Origin of the sequence: Nonomuraea sp. LP-02 (assembly GCF_036289125.1) — a bacterium.
Lineage (GTDB): Bacteria > Actinomycetota > Actinomycetes > Streptosporangiales > Streptosporangiaceae > Nonomuraea > Nonomuraea bangladeshensis.
Map to the genome: position 1 here is coordinate 7,180,428 of NZ_JAXCLK010000001.1, position 20,755 is coordinate 7,201,182.

22 protein-coding genes are annotated in these 20,755 nt (G+C 72.4%); 11 read left to right on the forward strand and 11 right to left on the reverse strand.

The features are described from left to right. Window positions 1-17: 17 nt before the first annotated feature. The 4 genes from SMD20_RS33755 to SMD20_RS33770 are packed head-to-tail and all read left to right on the forward strand — an operon-like array spanning window position 18 to window position 3,550. A complete protein-coding gene (locus SMD20_RS33755) occupies window positions 18-713 on the forward strand; it encodes an ABC transporter permease (RefSeq protein WP_329589091.1) in 696 nt (231 codons plus the stop codon). 3 nt (window positions 714-716) lie between these two features. Beyond that, window positions 717-1,874, forward strand: coding sequence for a sensor histidine kinase (locus SMD20_RS33760; protein WP_329589093.1), 1,158 nt, complete (start codon window positions 717-719; stop codon window positions 1,872-1,874). Beyond that, a complete protein-coding gene (locus SMD20_RS33765) occupies window positions 1,867-2,511 on the forward strand; it encodes a response regulator transcription factor (protein WP_329589095.1) in 645 nt (214 codons plus the stop codon). The genes SMD20_RS33760 and SMD20_RS33765 overlap by 8 nt, the downstream gene beginning before the upstream one ends. A 25-nt stretch (window positions 2,512-2,536) precedes the next feature. Next, window positions 2,537-3,550: a P1 family peptidase gene (locus tag SMD20_RS33770; RefSeq protein ID WP_329589096.1), complete on the forward strand. Its 1,014-nt coding sequence runs from the start codon at window positions 2,537-2,539 to the stop codon at window positions 3,548-3,550. 11 nt (window positions 3,551-3,561) lie between these two features. On the opposite strand, the gene SMD20_RS33775 is transcribed toward SMD20_RS33770, so the two are convergent. Continuing rightward, the gene (locus SMD20_RS33775) at window positions 3,562-5,613 is read right to left on the reverse strand and encodes a cellulose binding domain-containing protein (protein WP_329589097.1); all 2,052 of its coding nucleotides are present in this window, start codon (window positions 5,611-5,613) and stop codon (window positions 3,562-3,564) included. Between the two features lie 131 nt (window positions 5,614-5,744). Here SMD20_RS33775 and SMD20_RS33780 point away from each other — a divergent pair, with 131 nt between their 5' ends. Beyond that, entirely contained in the window at window positions 5,745-6,335 is a 591-nt protein-coding gene (locus SMD20_RS33780; protein WP_329589098.1) for a class I SAM-dependent methyltransferase, read from the forward strand. Window positions 6,336-6,353: 18 nt separating this feature from the next. Here SMD20_RS33780 and SMD20_RS33785 read toward each other — a convergent pair whose 3' ends face one another. From SMD20_RS33785 to SMD20_RS33800, 4 genes are all read right to left on the reverse strand, one after another. Beyond that, window positions 6,354-7,157 (reverse strand): hypothetical protein, encoded by an 804-nt coding sequence (locus SMD20_RS33785; RefSeq protein ID WP_329589099.1) that lies wholly within the window; start codon window positions 7,155-7,157, stop codon window positions 6,354-6,356. 83 nt (window positions 7,158-7,240) lie between these two features. Beyond that, window positions 7,241-7,729 carry a hypothetical protein gene (locus tag SMD20_RS33790; protein WP_329589101.1) on the reverse strand — a complete coding sequence of 163 codons (489 nt, stop codon included), beginning with the start codon at window positions 7,727-7,729 and terminating at the stop codon, window positions 7,241-7,243. Between the two features lie 105 nt (window positions 7,730-7,834). After that, window positions 7,835-9,277 carry a hypothetical protein gene (locus SMD20_RS33795; protein ID WP_329589102.1) on the reverse strand — a complete coding sequence of 481 codons (1,443 nt, stop codon included), beginning with the start codon at window positions 9,275-9,277 and terminating at the stop codon, window positions 7,835-7,837. Between the two features lie 67 nt (window positions 9,278-9,344). Beyond that, window positions 9,345-10,049 (reverse strand): Clp protease N-terminal domain-containing protein, encoded by a 705-nt coding sequence (locus SMD20_RS33800; RefSeq protein ID WP_329589104.1) that lies wholly within the window; start codon window positions 10,047-10,049, stop codon window positions 9,345-9,347. A 106-nt stretch (window positions 10,050-10,155) separates the two neighbouring features. Here SMD20_RS33800 and SMD20_RS33805 point away from each other — a divergent pair, with 106 nt between their 5' ends. Together SMD20_RS33805 and SMD20_RS33810 are read left to right on the forward strand one after the other, a co-directional pair. Next, complete coding sequence (locus tag SMD20_RS33805; RefSeq protein ID WP_329589106.1) at window positions 10,156-10,899, forward strand: SDR family NAD(P)-dependent oxidoreductase; 744 nt, start codon at window positions 10,156-10,158, stop codon at window positions 10,897-10,899. Continuing rightward, the gene (locus SMD20_RS33810; protein ID WP_329592761.1) at window positions 10,896-11,813 is read left to right on the forward strand and encodes an RNA polymerase sigma-70 factor; all 918 of its coding nucleotides are present in this window, start codon (window positions 10,896-10,898) and stop codon (window positions 11,811-11,813) included. Before SMD20_RS33805 ends, SMD20_RS33810 begins: the two co-directional genes overlap by 4 nt. Before the next feature lie 74 nt (window positions 11,814-11,887). On the opposite strand, the gene lpdA is transcribed toward SMD20_RS33810, so the two are convergent. Continuing rightward, window positions 11,888-13,267: a dihydrolipoyl dehydrogenase gene (gene lpdA / locus SMD20_RS33815; RefSeq protein ID WP_329589107.1), complete on the reverse strand. Its 1,380-nt coding sequence runs from the start codon at window positions 13,265-13,267 to the stop codon at window positions 11,888-11,890. A gap of 39 nt (window positions 13,268-13,306) precedes the next feature. Next, window positions 13,307-13,681 (reverse strand): tautomerase family protein, encoded by a 375-nt coding sequence (locus SMD20_RS33820; RefSeq protein ID WP_329589108.1) that lies wholly within the window; start codon window positions 13,679-13,681, stop codon window positions 13,307-13,309. A gap of 19 nt (window positions 13,682-13,700) precedes the next feature. Between SMD20_RS33820 and SMD20_RS33825 the strand changes: the two genes are divergently transcribed. The 3 genes from SMD20_RS33825 to SMD20_RS33835 are packed head-to-tail and all read left to right on the forward strand — an operon-like array spanning window position 13,701 to window position 15,981. Beyond that, window positions 13,701-14,351: a response regulator transcription factor gene (locus SMD20_RS33825; protein WP_329589110.1), complete on the forward strand. Its 651-nt coding sequence runs from the start codon at window positions 13,701-13,703 to the stop codon at window positions 14,349-14,351. Window positions 14,352-14,357: 6 nt separating this feature from the next. Next, a complete protein-coding gene (locus tag SMD20_RS33830) occupies window positions 14,358-15,410 on the forward strand; it encodes a quinone-dependent dihydroorotate dehydrogenase (protein ID WP_329589112.1) in 1,053 nt (350 codons plus the stop codon). A gap of 10 nt (window positions 15,411-15,420) precedes the next feature. Beyond that, window positions 15,421-15,981 (forward strand): GNAT family N-acetyltransferase, encoded by a 561-nt coding sequence (locus SMD20_RS33835; protein WP_329589114.1) that lies wholly within the window; start codon window positions 15,421-15,423, stop codon window positions 15,979-15,981. A 6-nt stretch (window positions 15,982-15,987) separates the two neighbouring features. Here the strand turns inward: SMD20_RS33835 and SMD20_RS33840 are convergent, their stop codons facing one another. The 4 genes from SMD20_RS33840 to SMD20_RS33855 all read right to left on the reverse strand — a co-directional run bounded on the left by SMD20_RS33840 (window position 15,988) and on the right by SMD20_RS33855 (window position 19,907). Beyond that, window positions 15,988-17,583, reverse strand: coding sequence for a beta-N-acetylhexosaminidase (locus SMD20_RS33840; protein WP_329589116.1), 1,596 nt, complete (start codon window positions 17,581-17,583; stop codon window positions 15,988-15,990). Beyond that, a complete protein-coding gene (locus SMD20_RS33845) occupies window positions 17,580-18,431 on the reverse strand; it encodes an N-acetylmuramoyl-L-alanine amidase (RefSeq protein WP_329589117.1) in 852 nt (283 codons plus the stop codon). Before SMD20_RS33845 ends, SMD20_RS33840 begins: the two co-directional genes overlap by 4 nt. A gap of 58 nt (window positions 18,432-18,489) precedes the next feature. Then, a complete protein-coding gene (locus SMD20_RS33850) occupies window positions 18,490-18,738 on the reverse strand; it encodes a hypothetical protein (RefSeq protein WP_091081786.1) in 249 nt (82 codons plus the stop codon). 119 nt (window positions 18,739-18,857) lie between these two features. Continuing rightward, window positions 18,858-19,907: a LacI family DNA-binding transcriptional regulator gene (locus SMD20_RS33855; protein WP_329589120.1), complete on the reverse strand. Its 1,050-nt coding sequence runs from the start codon at window positions 19,905-19,907 to the stop codon at window positions 18,858-18,860. A 145-nt stretch (window positions 19,908-20,052) separates the two neighbouring features. On the opposite strand from SMD20_RS33855, the gene SMD20_RS33860 reads away from it, so the two are divergent. Continuing rightward, window positions 20,053-20,703, forward strand: coding sequence for a TetR/AcrR family transcriptional regulator (locus tag SMD20_RS33860; protein ID WP_329589122.1), 651 nt, complete (start codon window positions 20,053-20,055; stop codon window positions 20,701-20,703). The last annotated feature ends 52 nt before the right edge of the window (window positions 20,704-20,755 follow it).

Below are 20,755 nucleotides of genomic sequence, written 5' to 3' on the forward strand. Positions count from 1 at the left end.
ACCTCTAGGACACGATCATGTTGAAGCTCACCTTCGTCGAGACCAAGCTGCTCGTCCGCGATCCGGGCGCGGTGTTCTCGCTGCTCATCCCGCTGTTCATCCTGGTGGTGTTCGGCAGCTCGATCGAGCCGGGCGACCGGGTGCTGCTGCCGATGGCGCTGGCCATCGCGGTGGGGCTCGTGGGGTTGTACATGGTGCCGACCACGCTGGCCACCTACCGGGAGCGGGGCATCCTGCGGCGGATGTCGGCGACGCCGGTGCGGCCGGGGCGGCTGCTGGTGGTGCAGTTGCTGCTGCAGCTCGTGCTCGCGGTGACGGCCTGCGGGCTGCTGCTGGCCGTCGCGGGGACGGTGCTCGGCGCCCACATGCCGGACGGGGTGCCGGCGGTCGTGCTGACGTTCCTGCTCGGGACGGCGAGCATGTTCGCGGTCGGTCTGCTCATCGCCGCCCTGGCGCCGAACGGCAGGGCCGCGAACGGGATCGGCGTGCTGCTGTACTTCCCGATGGCGTACCTCGCCGGTCTCATGCAGCCTGCCGATCAGATGCCGGATATGGTGGCTCTTGTTGGGGAGTACACCCCGATGGGGGCGTTCGGGCAGTGTCTGCGGGACGTCTGGGCGGGCGGCGCTCCCGATCCCCTGCTGCTGGCGGTGATGGCGGCCTACGCCCTGGTCGTCAGCGCGGTGGCGGCCAGGTTCTTCCGCTGGGAGTGAGGTATGACCAGCCGGCTCGACCGGTGGGAACGGGTGCTGGAGCGCCAGCTCGCGGCGGCGCCGTACGTGCTGCTGGCGGTCTCCGTGGTGCTCGCCCTGGCCGGCGGCGGCGGGACGGTGTCGTGGGTCACGCTCGGCCTGGCGGCGTCGGCCGCCGGGTGGGTGTGGCTGGTGCCGCGCGGCCCGGTGTACGTGGCGGGGCTCGTCCTGCTGATCGGCGTGCTGAGCACCCAGAGCTTCTGGTTCGCGAGCTTCTTCGGCTTCGTCGGCTATCTGCACTCCTGGCGCTACCTGAACGGGATGTGGCGCTTCGCCGGCGTGACGGGGGTGGCGGCGTTCAGCGTCGCCGCCTACAGCGGCGGGTTGCCCGAGCCCACGCCGATCGGGATCCTCACGTACGTGTTCTTCACCGGCGCCATCGTGGCCGGGGTCGCGCTGTTCAGCTTCGTCGGCCAGATCTCCGACGAGCGCAGCGCGGAGCGCGAGCGGATGGTGGCCCAGCTGGAGGAGGCCATGCGGGAGAACGCGGGCCTGCACGCCCAGCTCCTCGTCCAGGCCCGCGAGGCCGGCGTGCTCGACGAGCGCCGGCGCATGGCCGCCGAGATCCACGACACCCTCGCCCAGGGCCTGACCGGCATCATCACCCAGCTCCAGGCCGCCGGGCAGGCCGACGACTGGCACCGGAACGTCGATCTGGCGCTGCGGCTGGCCCGCGAGAGCCTGGCCGAGGCCCGGCGCTCGGTGCACGCGGTGGGGCCGGGCCCGCTGGAGTCGGCGCCGCTGCCGGAGGCGCTGCGGGACGTCGCCGCCCGGTGGGGCGAGCTCAACGGACTCACGCCGGAGTTCACGGTCACCGGCCCGGCCCGTCCCCTGCACCCCGAGGTCGAGGAGACGCTGCTCCGCACCGCCCAGGAGGCGCTGGCGAACGTCGCCAAGCACGCCCACGCCTCCCGGATCGGGCTCACGCTGTCGTACATGGAGGATGTGGTCACCCTGGACGTACGCGACGACGGCATCGGCTTCGACCCCCAGCTCACCGCGTTCGGCCTGACCGCGATGCGCAAGCGGGTGGACCGGCTGGCGGGCACGCTGGAGATCGAGTCGGAGAGCGGTGCGGGCACCGCGATCTCCGCCAGCCTGCCGGCGGTGGCGCGTGGCTGAGCGACCGATCCGGCTGCTGATCGCCGACGACCATCCCATCGTCCGCGACGGCCTCCGCGGCATGTTCGCCGGCGATCCGGGCTTCGAGGTGCTCGGCGAGGCCGGGGACGGCGCGCAGGCCGTCGAGCTGGCGCGGGCGCTGGACCCCGACGTGATCCTCATGGACCTGCGCATGCCGGGCACGGACGGCGTCACGGCCATCAAACGGCTCGCCGAGCTGGGGATCGGGGCCCGCGTGCTGGTCCTCACGACGTACGACACCGACCGGGACGTCCTGCCGGCCATCGAGGCCGGCGCGACCGGCTACCTGCTCAAGGACACCGGCCGTGACGAGCTGACGCGGGCCGTCCGCACCGCGGCGCGCGGCGAGGCCGTGCTGTCGCCGTCGGTCGCCACCCGCCTGCTCGGGCAGGTCCGCACGCCCGCCGACCCGCTGAGCGCCAGGGAACTGGAGATCCTGCGGCTCATCGCGGACGGCGCCACCAACCGGGAGGCGGCGGCCCGCCTGTTCATCAGCGAGGCCACGGTCAAGAGCCACGTGCTGCACATCTACGCCAAGCTCGGCGTCAACGACCGCGCCGCGGCCGTCGCGACCGCCTTCCGCCGTGGCCTGCTGACCCTGGACGACGGCCGCTGAGGTCGCGTCGAGCAGAATGTGGCGCATGCATGCTCACGGGGGTGAGCGGGTGCGGGCGCGCTCGCTCGGGGTCGTCGTCGGCGCGCTGCCGACCGGCCCGCTGAACGCGATCACCGACGTCCCCGGCGTCCTGGTGGGGCACACGACCGTGGACGACGGGGCGGACCTGCGCACCGGGGTCACCGCGATCGTCCCCGAGGGCCTGGCCGGGGGCGGGCTGCCGGCGGCGGTCCACACCGGCAACGGGTACGGCAAGCTGGTCGGCTCCACCCAGGTGGACGAGCTCGGCGTGCTGGAGTCGCCGGTCGTGCTGACCGCCACGCTGTCGGTGTTCCGTGCGGCCGACGCGGTGCTGACGTACCTGATGGGGCGCCGCCCGGACGGGGTGTCGTTCAACCCGCTGGTGGGGGAGACGAACGACGGGTTCCTGTCCGACATCCGGCGGCGGCCGATCACCGAGCGGCACGTGCTCGACGCGCTGGAAGGGGCCACCGGCGGGCTGCCCGCGGAAGGGTGCGTGGGCGCGGGCACCGGGACGACGGCGCTCGGCTTCAAGGCGGGCATCGGCACCTCCTCGCGTCGCGTGGCGGCGGGCGGGACCGAGGTGACGGTCGGCGCGCTGGCGCAGGCCAACTTCGGCGGCGTGCTGACCGTGCGGGGCGTGCCCGTGCCGGTCGAGGAGGCCGTCCCGGGGTCCCGGCGGCTGGAGCCTCCGGGGAACTCGTGCATGATCGTGGTGGCCACCGACGCGCCGCTCGACGCGCGCCGACTCGGCCGGCTCGCCCGCCGGGCGGTCTTCGCCATGGGACGGGTGGGGGCGTCGTACGCGCAGGGGAGCGGCGACTACGCGATCGCCTTCAGCACCGCGCCGCCCGGCGCCCCGGTGGTGCCGGACGCGGCGCTCGACCCCCTGTTCGCCGCCGTCATGGACGCGGTCGAGGAGGCGCTGCTCAACTCGCTGTTCATGGCGACGACGACCACCGGGTTCGCCGGCCGTACGGCGCACGCGGTGCCGTACGACCGGCGGTTCCTGGGCTGACTGGGCTGAGGTCACTCCGTGCGGCAGACGGTGCCGTTCAGGGTGAAGACGGCGGGCAGGACGTTCGGGCCGCTGTAGTTGCCGACGTACCCGACCGTGGCCGTGGCGCCGGTCGCCAGCGTGGGGTTCGCGGGGTCGTTGACGACCTTGACCTGTGAGCCGGTCTCGGTCCACCCGCCGCCCCAGCCGCTGCCGAGGCTCTGCCACGCCCGGGGCCAGGCGAAGCTGAGCGTCCAGCCGTTGAGCGGGGCGCCGCGGTTGGTGATCTCAAGGCTGCCGACGTAGCCGCTCGCCCAGTCGGTCTGGTTCGTCAGGCGGACCGAGCAGGAGCTGGTCGCGGGCGTCCCGGTGGTGAACGTCAGCGGCGGTGAGGACCAGGACAGGCCGCCGCCGGTGTCGCGGGCGATCACGTTGACCGTGTAGCGGGTGCCCGGGGTGAGGTTGCCGACGGTGAACGAGGTGCCGGGCGTCTCGCCGAGCTGCTCGGTGATCGCGCCGTTCTGGCGGTGGATCTCGTACTTGGCGATCGGGCGGGCGCCGGGGGAGGCGGCGGGCCAGGTGATGGTGGCGGCCTGGTCCGTGACGTTCGTGGCCTTGGGCTGGCCGGGCGCGCCGGGCAGGCCCGCCTGCGAGGTGGCCGGGCGCAGCACGAGCGTGGTGAGGGAGAGCGGCGGCAGGGTCTGTGCCGTCGCCGTCCCCGACGTGGTGCTGGTGATGGCGGTCGCGCCGTTGGTGTGCGTCAGCACGGTCGGCGCCCCGGAGGCCGGGCGGTAGCCCGCGTAGCCGATCGTGACCGGGTACGAGGTGTCGGACGAGGCGTTGACGAGCATGACCGCGAGGTCGCCGTTGGGGCGGCGGGCGGCGTGCGCGGTGACCTTCGGCTGGTCGGTGGCCGCCCTGACGAACTGGTCGCCGGGCCGGGCGAACTTGCTCACCATCTGCAGCGCGTAGTAGGGCGCGAACGGGGTGTTCAGCGCCGGCTCGCACACCGAGCCGTCGGCGGTGCACGTGCCGCTCGACAGCAGGCCGAAGTCGCCGTAGTCGGTGTGGCCCTCGACCTCGGTGACCGTGCCGATGCCGTTGTGGACGTTCCACCAGTCGACCGAGAACACGCCGTTCGCCAGCAGCGTGGCGTAGGCGTCGGCGGCGGCCAGCGCGCCCGGCTGGGTGTTGGTGCCGTTGCTGCTGCTGCCGGTGTTGAACTCGGTCATCGCGATGCCGATCCGGTCCGCGCTCGCTCCGGCGTACCTGGCGATCTGCTCGCGGGTGAGCCGGATCATGTCGGGAACGTGGCCCGTCCGGTCGAGGGCGCCCGGATACCAGTGCAGGATGACGAAGTCGATCTTGGATCCGGCGGCGGACAGGACGACCTTGTTCCAGCTCCCGTCGTCGCCCTCGCCCACGATGGCGTCGGGCCAGTTCGCGGGGGTGGTCAGCACGGCGCCGATCTTGATGGTGGGATCGACGGCCTTCATCGCGTCGGCGTAGGCGACGACGTGGCGGGCGTACTCGGCCGGGCTCTTGTCGGCGTGGTCGTCGGCCTCCCAGGCGGTGCCGTAGTGGCCGTTGCCGTAGTTCTCGTTGCCGATCTCCCAGTACTTGACGCCGTAGCCCTTGGTGACGTTGGCCTGGCGGACCCAGGCGGCGGCCTCGGCGGCGGTGCCGGTGCCGTAGTTGGCGGTCACCATCGCCTGCGCGCCGGTACGGCGGACGCCGCGCATGAACGTGTCGAAGTCGGTGTTGGGGGCGACGTACCCGCCGGGGGCGGTGTGCGTCTCCCAGTGGTAGATGTCGGAGTAGGAGCCGCCGGGGTAGCGCAGCAGCTTCACGCCCGCGGCCTTCAGTGAGTCGGCGACGGCGTCGGTGCCCAGGTTCGAGTCCCAGATCGCGTGGTTGGCGCCGATGCCGGTCTCGGGGACGGTGGCGAGGGCGGCCCGCGCGTTGACGGTCACGGCGGCCGGGGACGGATCGGCGGCGGACGACTCGGCCCGCGCCGTCGGGGCGTTGAGCACGGTCAGCGCCAGCAGGACTGCGGACGCGGCCGGTAACAGGGATCTCGGCATCGAAGCACCTCGCCACGGATAGCGGTCATCACTCGACGCCCCCTCCTGACCAGGAGGCATGAGGATCATGTGGCGCGGCGTCCGGCCCGGTCAACCGGACGTGAAACTTTCACCGCCGTATCCTCTGGTCCATGCCGTTCGATCACAACGATCACTATCACCGGACGTTGCTGCGCCAGGTGCCGCCGGGCTGCGCGCGGGCGCTGGACGTCGGCTGCGGTACCGGGGGGTTCGCCCGGCGGCTGGCGGCGCGCGGCATCGAGGTCGACGCCGTGGACCCGGCGGCGGAGGCGATCGAGGCGGCGCGGGCGGCGGGCGGCGGGCCCCGGTTCCTGCACGCGGACATCACGGACATGGAGCTGCCCGAGGGGCACTACGACTTCGTCTCGTGCCTGGCGAGCATCCACCACGTGCCGTTCGCGACGGTCTCCCGGCTGCGGGCCGCGCTGGCGCCCGGCGGCGTCCTCGCCATCCTGGGCTGCTACCGGGAGACGCCGGCGGACCTCGCGTGGAGCCTGGCCGCCGTCCCGGTGAACGCGGTGGCGCGGGCCGCCGTCGCGGTGCGCGAGCGCGGGCAGGAGGTCGGCGTGCGGGCTCCGGTGCGGCAGCCGGAGATGTCGCTGGCCGAGATCCGGCGGGAGGCGGCCGGGCTGCTGCCCGGAGCGCGGATCAGGCGGCTGCTGTTCTGGCGGTACCTGCTGGTCCACCGCGAGCCCGCCTAGCCGCCTCCCGCAAGGGGCTCAGTTGTATCTGTAGAGTTGGTCGGCGACCCGGTGGCGGCCGTCGAAGAGCGCGGCCCGGTACATGCTGATGGCGAGCTCGCCGTGCTCGGCCTTGCCGCACGTGTCCGTGCCGGCGAGCTGGCGGATCTCGAAGCGGGTCGTCGGGTCGCCGCCCACGAAGTACTCGGCGCGGGCTTGGTACTTGTCGGCCCGTACGTCACAGGCGAGGACGTACGCCGACCCGCGCTCGGCGAAGCAGGTCATGGCCGCGCCCCGGGTGGTGGTGCAGAGCTTGGCGCGGGCGCGGGCGGTGGCCGGGGTGATCCGGGTGTCCCGCTTAGTTGGATATTTCGCGACGTTCTGGACGGTCTTCCAGCGGCCGTGCTTCACCATGCGGTCGCCCCGGTAGAGCGCGACCCGGAAGGTGACGACCTTGCCGATCTCCCGGCTGCCGCGCACCTGGCCCTTGCCGGCCAGGTTGTGGATGACGTACTCGGTGCCGAGGTAGCCGTGCTGGTAGTACTCGACGGCGGCGTGCAGCCGGTCGCCGGCGGTGTCCTCGACGGTGATGCCCGGCCGGTCGCTGCCGTCCGGGCCGACGCACGCCTGCGCGCCCCGGATCCGTACGCACGCCGGCTCGTCGGGGGCGCTCTCGTACGCTCCCGGGGTGACCCGGGTCTCGGCGACCGGTTGCCGGGGTTCGGCCCCAGCCGAGGCCCCAGCCGAGGACGCAGCCGAGGACGCGGCGGTGGCGGCCCCGTCGGTGCCGAGCGCGAGGGCCGCCACAGCGGCTACCGCGATGAAGATGCGACCTAATGTCACTTATCTCACCAGCCTCACATATGCGCTTGTTGCACCATGTGACGCTGGTCACGAATCAGAAGTTCGCCGCCGGTCCCAGAAGGTCAGGAGGCGGGGCTCTTCCTCCTCGTGGTCAGGCTGGCCAGCAGGAGCAGCAGCGAGCTCTGGGCGAGCATGCCGGGCGCGAGCGGCGGGGCCGTGCCGACCGTCTTGGTGAGCGCGTACCACCATTGGGAGAGCGGCGAGAGCGTGTCCCACTCGGTGGCCATCGAGCCCATGCCGTGGTTGACCGACACGTGCGTGAACACGCCGTACGCCGAGGCGAGCAGCACCACCCCGGCGAGCACCCGCACCGCGGTGACCGCCCGCGGGGCCTCGCTCAGGGCGAGCAGCACCAGCGCGACCGCGAGCAGGGCCAGTGCGACCCAGGGGATGAGCTGGACGGGAGAGCGCCAGTGGCGTTCGAAGGCCAGCTCGAACGCGGCTCCCACGATGCCGATCGCGACCAGCGCCAGGAGGCCGAGGCGCAGCGAGATCGGGCCTGCTTGAGCGAACCGGCGGCGGTGCGCCGCCCTCTCCGCGGTTGAGGTCATGGTCAGGACCCTGACCTCGCAGGGTCAGAGGAGCCTGTAGGGAATCTGAAGATTAGATGAAAATGTGATTGTCGGCGCGTAGAACAATTGTCGGCTCAACCACTTTCAGAACTCGCGCCAGTCTCCGAACCACGACTCGGCCTCCGAGGGCGGGACCCCGGCCCGCTCCGCCAGCACGAAGAACACCTCGCCCGCCTCCTCCCGCCGCAGGGTGTCGATGATCTCGTAGCGCTCCTCGATGCCGTTGAGCGTCTCGACGAAGCTCCGCAGGATCGGCCGCGCGTCCGCCACCGCCCCCGGATCAAGGACGTCCAGGGCCGCGATCGCGCGGGACGCCGTCGCGTAGGCCCGGCAGGCGGCCTCGCCGGCCCGCTTGTGGTCGTCCACCCAGTCGCGGAGCGGGTTGTCCAGGTTGGTCGCCAGCCAGCGGTCCGGCTTGGCGCCCCGGATCTCGACGAACACGCCCGCGTCCTGGTAGCGCTGCCGGACGGCCCTGGACCGGCTGCTCCGGAACCCGTCGACGCGCAGGAGCCGCAGCGGCCCGCCGGGTGCGGGCAGCATCGACGCCTCGACGCCGTACGCGTCGGCCAGCTCCAGCGTGTGCAGCCGGGGATGGGCGTCGAGCCCGGCCAGGCCGCCGTGCGGCCGGCCCCACCGGACGGACAACCGCTCAAGCCCGTCCACGTCGCCCAAGGACGCGCCGGTGACGTCGCCCGACGCCTCCACCGCCAGATCGCGAACGCCGCGCAACCCCCGCGGCACCCCCGAACGCGTGGTGAGCCTGATCCACCGGCCCTCAGCGGCCGCCTCCACCGCCTCCGGGGCCCCGCCCTCCAGCCAGAGCATCATCAGCCCCGGCGGCAGGGCCACCCGGCGTGGCCCCGCGCCCGCGACGAGGGCCAGCCCGTGGAGGCCGGTCCGGCTCAGGTCGACACTCTCGGGCGGATCCTCCCAGCGCAGGGCGGTGATCAGCGGCCGGGCCTCCAGCGCCGCCACCAGGCCGCGCTCCGGGCCGCGCCAGGTGAGCTGCGTCAGGCGGGGCAGCGCGTCCAGCCCCGCCCACCGTACGTCTCCCGCGTGGTCACGCAGGTCGAGCGCGGACAGGCCGGCCGGCCTGGCCACCGCCCCGCGCCCCAGGTCGACCTGGACCCTGCCGTGCCCGGCCCGTTTGTACGCCTCCCTGGCCGCGCCGGGCACCTCCAGCTCCCAGCGCCGTTGCAGCACCACCTGCAGCCCCATGTCCGGCCAGGAGCCGTACGCGGCAGACCCCTCCGGCAGCTCGGGCCGGACCGGAAGGCGGCCGAGGTGCACGGCGTCGGTCGGCAGGTGCTCGCCGGCGGGGACGTCGACCACCTCGGGATCGCCGGACCAGGAGTGGTGGTCGACGCGGAGCGGCCCGGCCGAGCGCAGGTCGTCGAGCGCGGGCACCGCGTCGGAGCGCCAGTCGAGCACGCACACCGTCAGGTGCTCGCCCGCCGCGGTCACCTGGCAGGCGCCGTAGCCGCCCAGCGGCAGTGGGACGGCCACCACATCGCCGATCTCCAGCATGTCCGGCACGCTAGCAACCGGCGATGACATTCCCGCCCGCTTCCGATGGCCCGCCCGCTCCCGAAGGTCAGCGCGCCGCGGCGATCTCGCGCTCCGCGGCCTCCTTGGTGACGCCCAGGTCCGCCAGCGCCCGCGTCAGCGGCCCGTCCTCCAGCCCCAGCACCCCCAGCAGCAGGTGCTCGGTGCCCAGGTGCTCGTGCCCCAGCCGCAGCCCTTCCCGCAGGGTCAGCTCCAGCGCCTTCCTGCTCTGCGCGGCGAACGGTACCTCCCGGGGCCCGGCCGGCTCGGTGCCCGGCCCGAGCACGCGGATCGCGGCGTCCCTGACCGCCTCGGGTGCGGCGCCGAGCGCGGCCATCGTCCTCGCCCCGAGCCCCTCGGGCTCGTCGGCCAGGCCGAGCAGCAGGTGGCCGGGCTCGATGTGGCGGTGCCCGCCGCTCAGCGCGGCCCGCTGCGCCTTCACCACGACGGCCCGCGCCCGATCGGTGTAGCGGGCGTAGACCCGCAGGTCGTCGGCCATCGACGGCCCGCCCTCCTTGGGCACGAACCGCTTCTGCGCGGCCTGCTTGGTGACGCCCATGCTGCGCCCGATGTCGGTCCAGGACGCGCCCGAGCGCCTGGCCTGGTCCACGAAGTGCCCGATCAGGTGATCGGCCACCTCGCCCATGTGCTCGCCGAGCGCGACGGCGTCGGTCAGCTCGCCCAGGGGGTCACCGTCCGGGTGCCGCTTCCTGATCACGGAGATGAGGTCGTCGAGTCGTACGCTTTCTTCCATGCGTCAACCCTAGGTTGACGGCGCCGTGACCGTCAACCTAGGGTTGACTGGTGTGAACCCGCTCACACCATGTCACCGGCAGGATGGTCATCTCGTCTCAGAGGGCATGACGAACGCAGAACAGACCACAGTGCTTATCACCGGCGCCAACAAGGGGCTCGGCCTGGAGACGGCCCGGCGGCTCGGCGCGGAAGGGTGGAAGGTGTTCCTCGGCTCGCGCGACGAGGCCCGCGGGCGGGCGGCGGCAGCCAAGCTCGCCGAGGCCGGCGTCGACGTGGTCATGGTCCCGCTCGACGTCACCTCGGACGCGTCCGTGGCCGGAGCCGTACGGCTCGTTCGCGAGCACACCGACCGCCTGGACGTGCTGGTCAACAACGCCGGCGCGTCCGGTGACGTCACCCCGCCCGCGCAGACGACCGCCGAGGAGGTGCACGCCGTCTACGACACCAACGTCTACGGGCCGATCCGGGTCACGAACGCGTTCCTGCCCCTGCTCCAGGCGGCCGACAACCCGCGCGTGGTGATGGTCTCCAGCGGGGGCGGCTCCTTCGCGGTCATGGCCGACCCCACCCAGCAGGTCACGAAGATGCACGAGCTCGCCTACAGCTCGTCGAAGGCGGCGCTGAACATGATCACCGTCCGGTACGCCCAGGCGCTCCCGCACGTCAAGGTCAACGCCCTCACCCCGGGGGAGGTCGTGAACCACAAGTTCACCGCCACCGACATGAACCACCACACCGGCCAGCTCACCGTCACCGAGGGCAGTGACCCGATCATCGAGCTCGCGACGCTGGACGCGGACGGGCCGAGCGGGATCTTCATCGACCGCCTGGGCCCCATCGGATGGTGACCAGGGTCCAGGGCTTCGAGCAGTACCGCCCGCTGCTGTTCTCGATCGCCTACCGCCTGCTCGGCAGCGTGGACGACGCCGAGGACGCGGTCCAGGAGACCTGGCTGCGCTACGCCGACGCCGGTACGGAGCCCGACTCGGTCAAGGCGTACCTGTCGACCGTGGTCACCCGGGTGGCGATCGACCAGCTCCGCTCGGCCCGGGTGCGGCGGGAGTCGTACGTCGGGGAGTGGCTGCCCGAGCCGCTGCTTGAGGACCCCTACGAGGACCCGGAGCGTTCGGCGGAGCTGGCCGAGTCGGTCTCCACGACGGCGCTGCTCATGCTCGAACGGCTGAGTCCGCCGGAGCGGGCGGTCTTCGTGCTGCGCGACGTGTTCGGCTTCGAGTTCCCCGAGATCGCCGCCGCCGTGGGCCGGTCGGAGGCGGCCTGCCGGCAGCTCGCCGTACGGGCCCGCCGGCACATGCACGAGGGCCGTCCCCGGTTCGCGGCCGGCCGGAAGGAGCGCGCGGAGCTCGCCGGGCGCTTCTTCGACGCGATCCGCGGGGGCGACGTCGGCGCGCTGCGCGAGGTGCTGGCCGCCGACGTGCGGACGGTCGGCGACGGCGGCGGCAAGGCGCCGGCGCTCGCGCGCGGCATCGTCGGCGCGGACAACGTCGCCCGGGTGTTCGCCCGGCTGGTGCCCGCGCTCCTCGCGATCGGCGGCTCGGTCGAGCCGCGCGAGGTGAACGGCGAGCCGGGGGCCGTCTTCCGCGACGCGGAGGGCAAGGTGCTCAACACGGTGTCGCTGGACATCCCTGATGGCCGGATCGCGACGATCCGGGTGGTCGCGAACCCGGACAAGCTACGGCATCTGGGCCCGGTGGCGGACGCGTACCAGGTCACCCGCGAGGCCCGTGAGGCGATGCGCGGGTGATCCACGCCGAGGCAACGTGACCCGATGGCGACATCGGGGTCACGTTGCGCGCGTACGACCCGCCGTCGCCGCGATCACATGTTGATCATGTGCCCCGCGAGCCCGTGGATGGCCTCCTTGACCGCCTCGCCGAGCGTCGGGTGCGCGTGGACGTTGCGCGCGACCTCGTGCACGGTCAGGTCCCACTGCTGGGCCAGCGTCAGCTCCGGCAGCAGCTCGGTGACCTCGGGGCCGATCAGGTGGGCGCCGAGCAGCTCGCCGTGCGTGTCGTCACTGATGATCTTGACGAAGCCGGCGCTGTCGCCGAGGCCGTGGGCCTTGCCGTTCGCCGTGAACGGGAACTTCGCCACCTTCACGTCGTAGCCCAGGTCGCGGGCCTGCGCCTCGGTGTAGCCGAAGCTCGCCACCTGCGGCTGGCAGTAGGTCGCCCGCGGGATCATGACGTAGTCGAGCTCCATGGTCTCCGCGTCGCCGATCGTCTCGGCCGCGATGATGCCCATGGACTCGGCGGCGTGCGCCAGCATCAGCTTGGCCGTGACGTCGCCGATGGCGAAGATGTGCGGCACGTTCGTGCGGCAGCGGCCGTCCACGGCGATCGCGCCCCGGTCGGTCAGGGCCACGCCGGTCTTCTCCAGGCCGTAGCCGTCCACGCGCGGCTGGAAGCCGATCGCCTGCATGACCTTGTCGGCCTCCAGCACCTGCTGCTGGCCGTTCTTGGTGACGGTGACCTTGACGGAGGAGCCGGTGTCCTCGATGCCGTCCACGCGGGTCGAGGTCAGGATCTCGATGCCGAGCCGCTTGTAGCGCTTGGCCAGCTCGGCCGAGACCTCCTCGTCCTCCAGCGGCACGACGCGGTCGAGGAACTCGACGATGGTCACCTTGACGCCGTAGTTGTGCAGCACGTACGCGAACTCCACGCCGATGGCGCCGGCGCCCGCGATGATGATGCTGCCCGGCAACTCCTCGGTGAGGATCTGCTCCTCGTACGTCACCACCCGCTCCGACAACTGCGTGCCCGGGATCAGCCTGGTGGTGGCCCCGGCCGCGATGATGCAGTGGGAGAAGGTGATGGTCTCGCCGTTCACCTGGAGGGTGTTGGCGTCGAGGAAGGTGCCCCGGCCGTCGTACTCGGTGATGGCGTTCTTCTTCATCAGGTAGTGAACGCCCTTGACCCGGCCGTCGGCCACCTTGCGGCTGCGCTGGAAGGCCGCGCCGTAGTCGAAGGTGACCTCGCCGCTGATGCCGAAGGTCTTGGCCTCGTTGTGGAAGATGTGGGCCAGCTCGGCGTTGCGCAGCAGCGCCTTGGACGGGATGCAGCCCACGTTCAGGCAGACGCCTCCCCAGTATTTCTCCTCGACGACCGCGGTGCGCAGCCCGAGCTGGGCGGCGCGGACCGCGGCCGTGTATCCTCCCGGACCCGCGCCGAGAACGACGACGTCATAGTGAGTGCTCATGAGTCGGACCATACCGCTCGCCCGGAACCACCCCTGACGCTAGACCTCCACCTGGTACGGAAGGCTCAGCTCATCGGCGGGAACCCCGCGGATCCCCCAGTTGACTTGGGGCATCTCGATGATCGTGAGCTCGACGTCCTCGGGGTCGTGCGGCCAGCGGGCGTAGAGCTCCCTGATGAGCGTCCGCTTGGCGTGGTCGCTGCGGCCGGTGAAGCAGACGACCTCCACGATGAGGTAGCGCTCGCTCCGCTGGGGGCAGACGAAGTCGTCGGGGTCGAGCAGCAGGAAACGGTGGAACCGCTTGTCCTCCGGCAGGCCCCACGCGCTCACCAGGCACTCCTGCAGCAGGTCGGAGAGCTCCCGCTGCCGCCCGGCCCACACGTCCCTGCGTCCGTACACCTTCACCTGCGCCATACGCGCCACTATAGAAGGCGTGATCCGCATCCTCCTCGCCGACGACGAAGCCATGATGCGCGCCGGGGTGCGCGCCATCCTCGCCTCCGACCCCGAGCTCGACGTGGTGGCCGAGGCGGGGGACGGGCGGCAGGCCGTCGACCTGGCCATCAGCCACCACCCTGACGTCGCGCTGCTCGACATCCGCATGCCGAGGCTCGACGGGCTGGCCGCCGCCGCCGAGATCCGCAGGGCCGCGCCGGGCACCGCCGTGGTGATGCTGACCACGTTCGGCGAGGACGACTACATCGCCAAGGCGCTCGACGTCGGCGCGGCCGGGTTCCTGCTGAAGTCGGGCGACCCGCGCGAGCTGATCGCCGGCATCCACGCCGTGGCGGAGGGGGCGGCCTACCTCGCGCCACGGGTCGCGCAGCGGGTCATCGCGCAGTTGTCAGGCGGCCGGATAGCGCGCGGCGCGCAGGCGCGTGACCGCATCGAGGCGCTGACCGAGCGCGAGCGCGAAGTGCTGGCCCTGGTCGGGGCGGGGCTGTCCAACGCGGAGATCGCGGGCAGGCTGCACATCGTGGAGGGCACGGTGAAGGCGTACGTGAGCGCCATCCTGACCCGGCTCGACGTGCGCAACCGCGTACAGGCCGCGATCATCGCCCACGAGGCCGGGTTGGTAGCCTGACGCGTGATGTATCGCCTCGTGTTCACGCAGGTCTTGCGGCGTCTCGACGCCGAGACCGTGCACCGTCTGACCGTGAGCGCCCTCGCGCTCCTCGCCCGCCTGCCGCTGCTCAAGCGGCTCCTGCACCGGGCGTTCGCGCCGCACGACCCGGTCCTGCGGATCACCGCGTTCGGCGTGCACTTCCCCGGCCCGCTGGGGCTGGCCGCGGGCTTCGACAAGGACGCCGCCTGCGCCGAGGCCGTCGCGGCGCTCGGCTTCGGCCATGTCGAGGTCGGCACCATCACCGCGCACGCCCAGCCGGGCAACCCGCGTCCGCGGCTGTTCCGGCTGGTGCCGCAGCGCGCGGTGATCAACCGGATGGGCTTCAACAACGACGGCGCCAGGGCCGCCGCCCGCCGGCTGCGCCGCCCCCGCGGCGTGCCGGTCGTGGTCGGGGTGAACATCGGCAAGACCAAGGTCGTCCCCGAGTCCGGGGCCGTCGCCGACTACGTCGCCGGCGCGAAGGAGCTGGCGCCGCTCGCCGACTACCTGGTGGTCAACGTCAGCTCGCCCAACACCCCCGGGCTGCGCGACCTCCAGGCGGTCGAGCTGCTGCGCCCGCTGCTCACCGCGGTCAAGGAGGTCGCCGACGGCACGCCGCGCCGCACCCCGCTGCTGGTCAAGATCGCGCCCGACCTCGCCGACGACGACATCGACGCCGTCGCCGACCTGGCCCTGGAGCTGGGCCTGGACGGCATCGTCGCGACCAACACCACGATCAGGCACGGCGGTGAGACCGGCGGGCTGTCCGGCCGCCCGCTGAAGGAGCGCTCGCTGGAGGTGCTGCGCCGGCTGCGCGCCCGCGTCGGCGACCGTCTCACGCTGGTGTCGGTGGGCGGCGTCGAGGACGCCGACGACGTCTGGGAGCGCGTCCTCGCCGGTGCGACCCTGGTGCAGGGCTACACCGGCTGGATCTACGGCGGCCCGCTGTGGGCGGCCGGCATCCACCGGCAGCTCGCCCGCCGGGTCCGCCGCCACGGGATGAAGAGCATCGCCGAGGCCGTCGGCCGCACCGCCTAAGCTAGGGGGAGTGATCGAGACGGTAGCACTCCCCGACGGCGTCGTCCTGCGCCCGCTCACCGAGCAGGACGACGAGGCCCTGCTCCAGGCCTACCTCCGCAACCGCGACCACCTGCGCCGCTGGGAGCCGCGGCGCCCCGCCGAGTTCTACACCCTCGCCGGCCAGTCGCACCGGCTCAAGGACCTGTTGCGGCTGCGGGCCGAGGGCCGGACCGTGCCCTGGGTGCTGGCGGACGGCGACGAGATCGTGGGCGGCATGACGCTCAACAACATCGTCCGCGGCCCGTGGCTCAACGCCGACCTCGGCTACTGGACCGACACCCGCTACACCGGCCGCGGTCTCACCACCAGGGCCGTGCTGGAGGTGTGCCGGCTGGCCGACCAGGAGCTCGGCCTGCACCGGATCGCCGCGGCGACCCTGCTCGACAACGCGGCCTCGCAGAGCGTGCTCCGCAAGGCCGGTTTCGAGCAGTTCGGCACCGCGCCCCGCTACCTGGAGATCGACGGCCGCTGGCAGGACCACCGGCTGTTCCAGCGGATTCTCAACGACCGCCCCGCCTTCACGTTCTGAGCCGGCTCACGACACGCTCGGCCTGGTCGACTCCGGGTCGTGGGTCATGGCCTCGATGCGGGCCATGCGCTCGGTGATCGGCACGGGGCTCGCCCGGTGCGGGCGACGCCGCTGCCACGGGTGCGGCCCGGCCAGGGGCCGGTACTCCACGCCGAGCGCGTCCAGCCGCCCCAGGTGCTCGGCCAGCCGCCCGTCGAAGCCGTCCTGGGCGGAGCCCGACCAGGCGACCTCGGCCAGGGCGCAGGCCCGCGGCCACAACCGGTAGTCGGCGGTGCGGGGGTCGGTGACCCGCTCGGTCCAGAGCTGCGCCTGCGCGCCGAGCACCCGGGCGCGCTCCTCGTCCGTCCAGTCGTCCGGCGCGGGCAGGAACGCGGCCACGTCCGCGACGGTGATCGCGTCGCCGATCGCCAGCGGCTCGTCCGGCGCGGACGCCTCGGCGTAGTCGAAGTAGAGCGGGAACACCGGCGTCGCCACCACGTCGTGCCCGGCCGCCGCCGCGCGCCGGCCCACGCCCATGCCGCGCCACGGCATGACCACCGTGTCCTGCCGCAGGCCGCCGCTGACGAACGCCTCGTCCCACACCACGGTCCGTGACCCCCGCTCGGCCAGCGCGTCGGCCAGCCGGCGCAGGAACCACGCCTGCAGCTCGTTGACGGTGGCGAGGCCCAGGGACTCCCGGTACGCGGTGATCTCCGGGGAGGCCGCCCAGTGGTCGAGCACGACCTCGTCGCCGCCGATGTGCACGTACGGGGTCTCGCCGAGCGCGCCGATCACCTCGTCGAAGACCGTGGTCAGGAACTCCACGGTCGGCGGCAGCGGCGACAGGATCGCGGGGGAGATGCCCCACCGGTCCAGCACCTCGTACGGCTCCCCGGTCGCCCCGAACGCCGGATAGGCGGCGAGGATCGCCGAGGCGTGCCCCGGCACGTCGATCTCCGGCACGACCGTCACGCAGCGCGCCCGCGCGTACGCCCCGATCTCGGCCAGGTCGTCCAGCGTGTAGTAGCCGCCGTGGGGCACCTCGTCGTAGGCCGCGGGCTCCCCGTGGGGGTGGACGGCGGTGCGTGGCCGGTGCGAGGAGACCTCGTGCAGCAGCGGGTACGCCCGGCTCTCCACCCGCCACCCCTGGTCGTCCACCAGGTGCAGGTGGAGCCGGTTGAGCTTGTGCAGCGCCATGAGGTCGATCAGGCGCAGGACCTCGCGCTTGGGGAAGAAGTGCCTGGCCACGTCCAGGTGCAGGCCGCGCCACGGGAAGCGGGGCGCGTCCTCGACCCGTACGCCGGGCACCGGCCAGGACGCCCGCTCGGCGTGCCGGTAGGAGGCGGCCGGCAGGAGCTGGTGCAGTGTCTGGGCCGCGTAGAACGCTCCCGCCCGCCCGCCGGCCACGATCTCCACGCCCCGAGAGCCCACCGTCAGCCGGTACGCCTCCGCGCCCAGCGCCGGGTCGCGCCGCACGTCGATCTCGCCGGTGTCGCCGGGACGCGGGTCCAGGCGGGGAAGGGCGAGACGGACGGCGTCCACGAGGTCGCCGGACACGGTCGCGCCGGTGGTCAGCTCGTACGAACCGGACAGGTGAGAAGAAAGTACGGGACGAGGGATCATGTCCCCAAATAGTGCTGCAATCCGTTCGCCAGCGCCACCGCGATCCGCTGCCGGAACGCCGGGCTCGACAGCTTGGCCGCGTCGCCCGCGTTGCGCATGTTGCCGGTCTCGATGAAGATCTTCGGCACCGTGGACAGGTTGAGCCCGCCGAGGTCCTTGCGGTAGTCGAGCGCGTTCTTGCCGATGTAGGTCGAGTAGGGGATGCCGGTGCCCTTGCGGTAGGCGTCCCGTACGTCGATGCCCAGCCTGGACGACTTGGCCACGACCTTGTCCACCGGGCCGTTGATCTTCTGCGGCATGATGACGTGGAAGCCGTGGTCCCTCGGGCCCGCGCCGTCGGCGTGGATGGAGATCGCGGCGTCCGCGCCGGCCTTGTTGCCGATCGCGGCCCGCTCGGTGATGCAGGGGCCGACGCCGGTGTTGTTGCTCCTGGTGAGCTTGACGGTCGCACCGCGCTCACGCAGGATCTTGGCCAGGCGGGTGGAGACGTCCCAGGTGAAGGCGGCCTCGCTGTAGCCGTTGTTGGTCGAGGTGCCGGTGGTGTCGCAGGCCTTCTTCTCGGTCAGCACGTCGACCGGGCGGTTGATGATCTCCGGGTGGCGGTAGTTGTTGCCGTTGTGGCCCGGGTCGAGGACGATCACCTTGCCCTCCAGCGGCTCGGCCTTCGGCGGCGACTGCTTGCCCGGGCTCTGCTCCGCCGGCGAGGTCTGCTGCGAGGTCTGCGCCTGCGGCGAGCCGGTGGTCGCGGGAGCGGCCTGACCTGTCGCGGCGCCGCCGGAACCGGCGCCGCCGCACGCGGAGGCGATCAGGCCGCAAGCGGCGAGGACTGAGGCTGCTAGAGCACGCATGGCGTCCAACTTACGTCAGACCGCGTGCTCAAACCCCGCATACGGCGTGTCCGGCGCGTTACCAGACGTGCTCGCCGACCTCCTGGCGCTCCAGCAGGGCGGCCAGCTCCCGCGCGTCCTCGGCGTCCAGGCCGAGCACGACGCGGGGACGGCCCCACGGGTGGTCGAGGGAGTGGGCGACGTAGCTGGCGACGGATTCGGCACCGCCGTCGGCGCCCCGCCCCCTGTTCGTGCGCCAGTGCCCCCAGGCGCGTTCGAGCTCGGCAGCCGCGCGCTGGGCGCAGGACACCAGTTCCGGATCACGCATGACTGTTCCCCCGGATCAGATCGTGGCCGGAACGGATCCGGCCACCAATAGCATGACGCTGCCGAGTTAACCGCCGTGCGGCCGCGCCGCCGCACGGCTTGACCCAGCCTTGGTGCTTTTCAGACGCGACCCGTGCTCCGCCTCACGATGAGCTCCGGCCGCACCTCGCGCAGCCGCGCGCCCTTGCCGGGGTCGCCGATCCGGTCGCTCAGCAGCGCCGCCGCCGACCGCCCCATGGTCCGCCTGGCCTGGTCGACGGAGGTCAGCGAGACGTGGCTGGAGGCCGACATCTGGGTGTTGTCGTAGCCGACCACGGACAGGTCCTCGGGGACGCGCAGGCCCAGGTCGGCGGCGGCGGACAGCACGCCCAGCGCGACCACGTCATTGGCGGCGAAGATCGCCGTGGGCCTGGGGTCGCGGGTCAGCAGCGCCGTCGCCGCCTCCCGGCCGCCCTCCTCCGAGGCGTCCGCCGCCTCGACCATGATGTACGGCGCCAGCGAGTGCCTGCGCATCGCCACGAGGTATCCCTCGCACCGTGACGAACGCGGCCCCTCGATGTGCGCGATGCGCTTGTGCCCCAGCTCGACCAGGTGGTCGATGGCCAGGCGGGCGCCGAGCTGGTCGTCGTCGACCACGATGTCGACGCCGTCGAGCTCGATGTCACGTTCCCCGACGACCACCGTCGGCGTGTACGCGGTCGCCTCGATCAGCGTCTCGCTGGTCGGGGCGATGCCCAGCAGCACCAGCCCGTCGACCCGCAGCTCCAGGAAGGCCTCGACGGCCTCGTCCTCGAAGGCGGGGTCCCACTGGCTGTTGCCGATGAGCATGCGTAAGCCGTCGCCGTGCAGGCTCTCCTGCAGGCCGTCCAGGAACTCGGCGTAGAAAGGGTTGTGCAGGTCGGCGACGAGCGCGCCGACGAGGTGGGTACGTCCTTCGACCAGACTGCGCGCGACCGCGTTCGGGCGGTAGCCCAGCTCGCGGGCGGCCTGCAGCACGGCCTGTCGCCGGTGCTCGCTCACGTGCGGGGATCCACGCAGCACGAGTGAGACCAGCGATTTCGAGACGCCGGCTCGCTCGGCGACGTTCCTGATGGTCGGTCTGGGCCGAGGCAAGGCATCTACCTCTCTCAGCTCAGTGATCGTTGAAGTTTTGACTGGCGGTCCTGACATGTGTCTCCCCCGCGATGCGGATACGGGCACCTGTCTCACAAAACGATCGAGTTCGCCGCAGGGTACGGCCTCCATCGCGGTTTGACGGACAGAAGTGGACCTTGACCGGAAACGTACAGGCCAAGGGGTCGGCTACCGTACAGGGGTGACATCCGGGAAGTCAGCCGAGACGGCACGGCCGGCACGGCGCAGGCTCAGCGTGGACCGTCGTCGCGAAGAGCTGATGGCGGCGGCTCTGGAGCTGTTCAGCACCCGCGACGCGGAGGATGTCTCGATCGACGACGTGGCGTCGGCGGCGGGCGCCTCGCGCGCCCTGGTCTACCACTACTTCGGCGGCAAGCAGGAGCTCTACGTGGCCGCGCTGAAGAGCGCGGCGGAGCAGCTGGAGTCGCGTCTCCGGCCGCAGGACGGCGGCCGGCCGCTGGACGACCTGGCCTCCGGGCTCGGCCGCTATTTCGACTTCGTCGAGGAGCACGCGGCCGGCTTCGCGGCGCTGCTGCGCGGCGGCCCCGCCAATCGTTCGGGCGAGGTCGGCGAGATCGTCGACGGCGTGCGGCGCCGGTTGTTCCGCCTCATCCAGGAGCAGATGGGGGTCGAGGAGCCCAGCCCGGTGCTGCGCGCGACCCTGCGCTCGTGGATCGCCTCCGTGGAGACGGCCGGTCTCGACTGGCTGGAGCACCGCGATCTCGAACGCCCCGCGCTCGAACGCATGCTCGTGGACCAGATGGTGGCGCTGCTCGGGGTCGCGGCCGGCTATGACGCCGACGTGGCCGCCCTGCTGGAGCGCCTGGCATAGGACACCGGCAGGAAGGCCGGACGAGAAGGATGGCGCCGGACGGGCGGCGCCA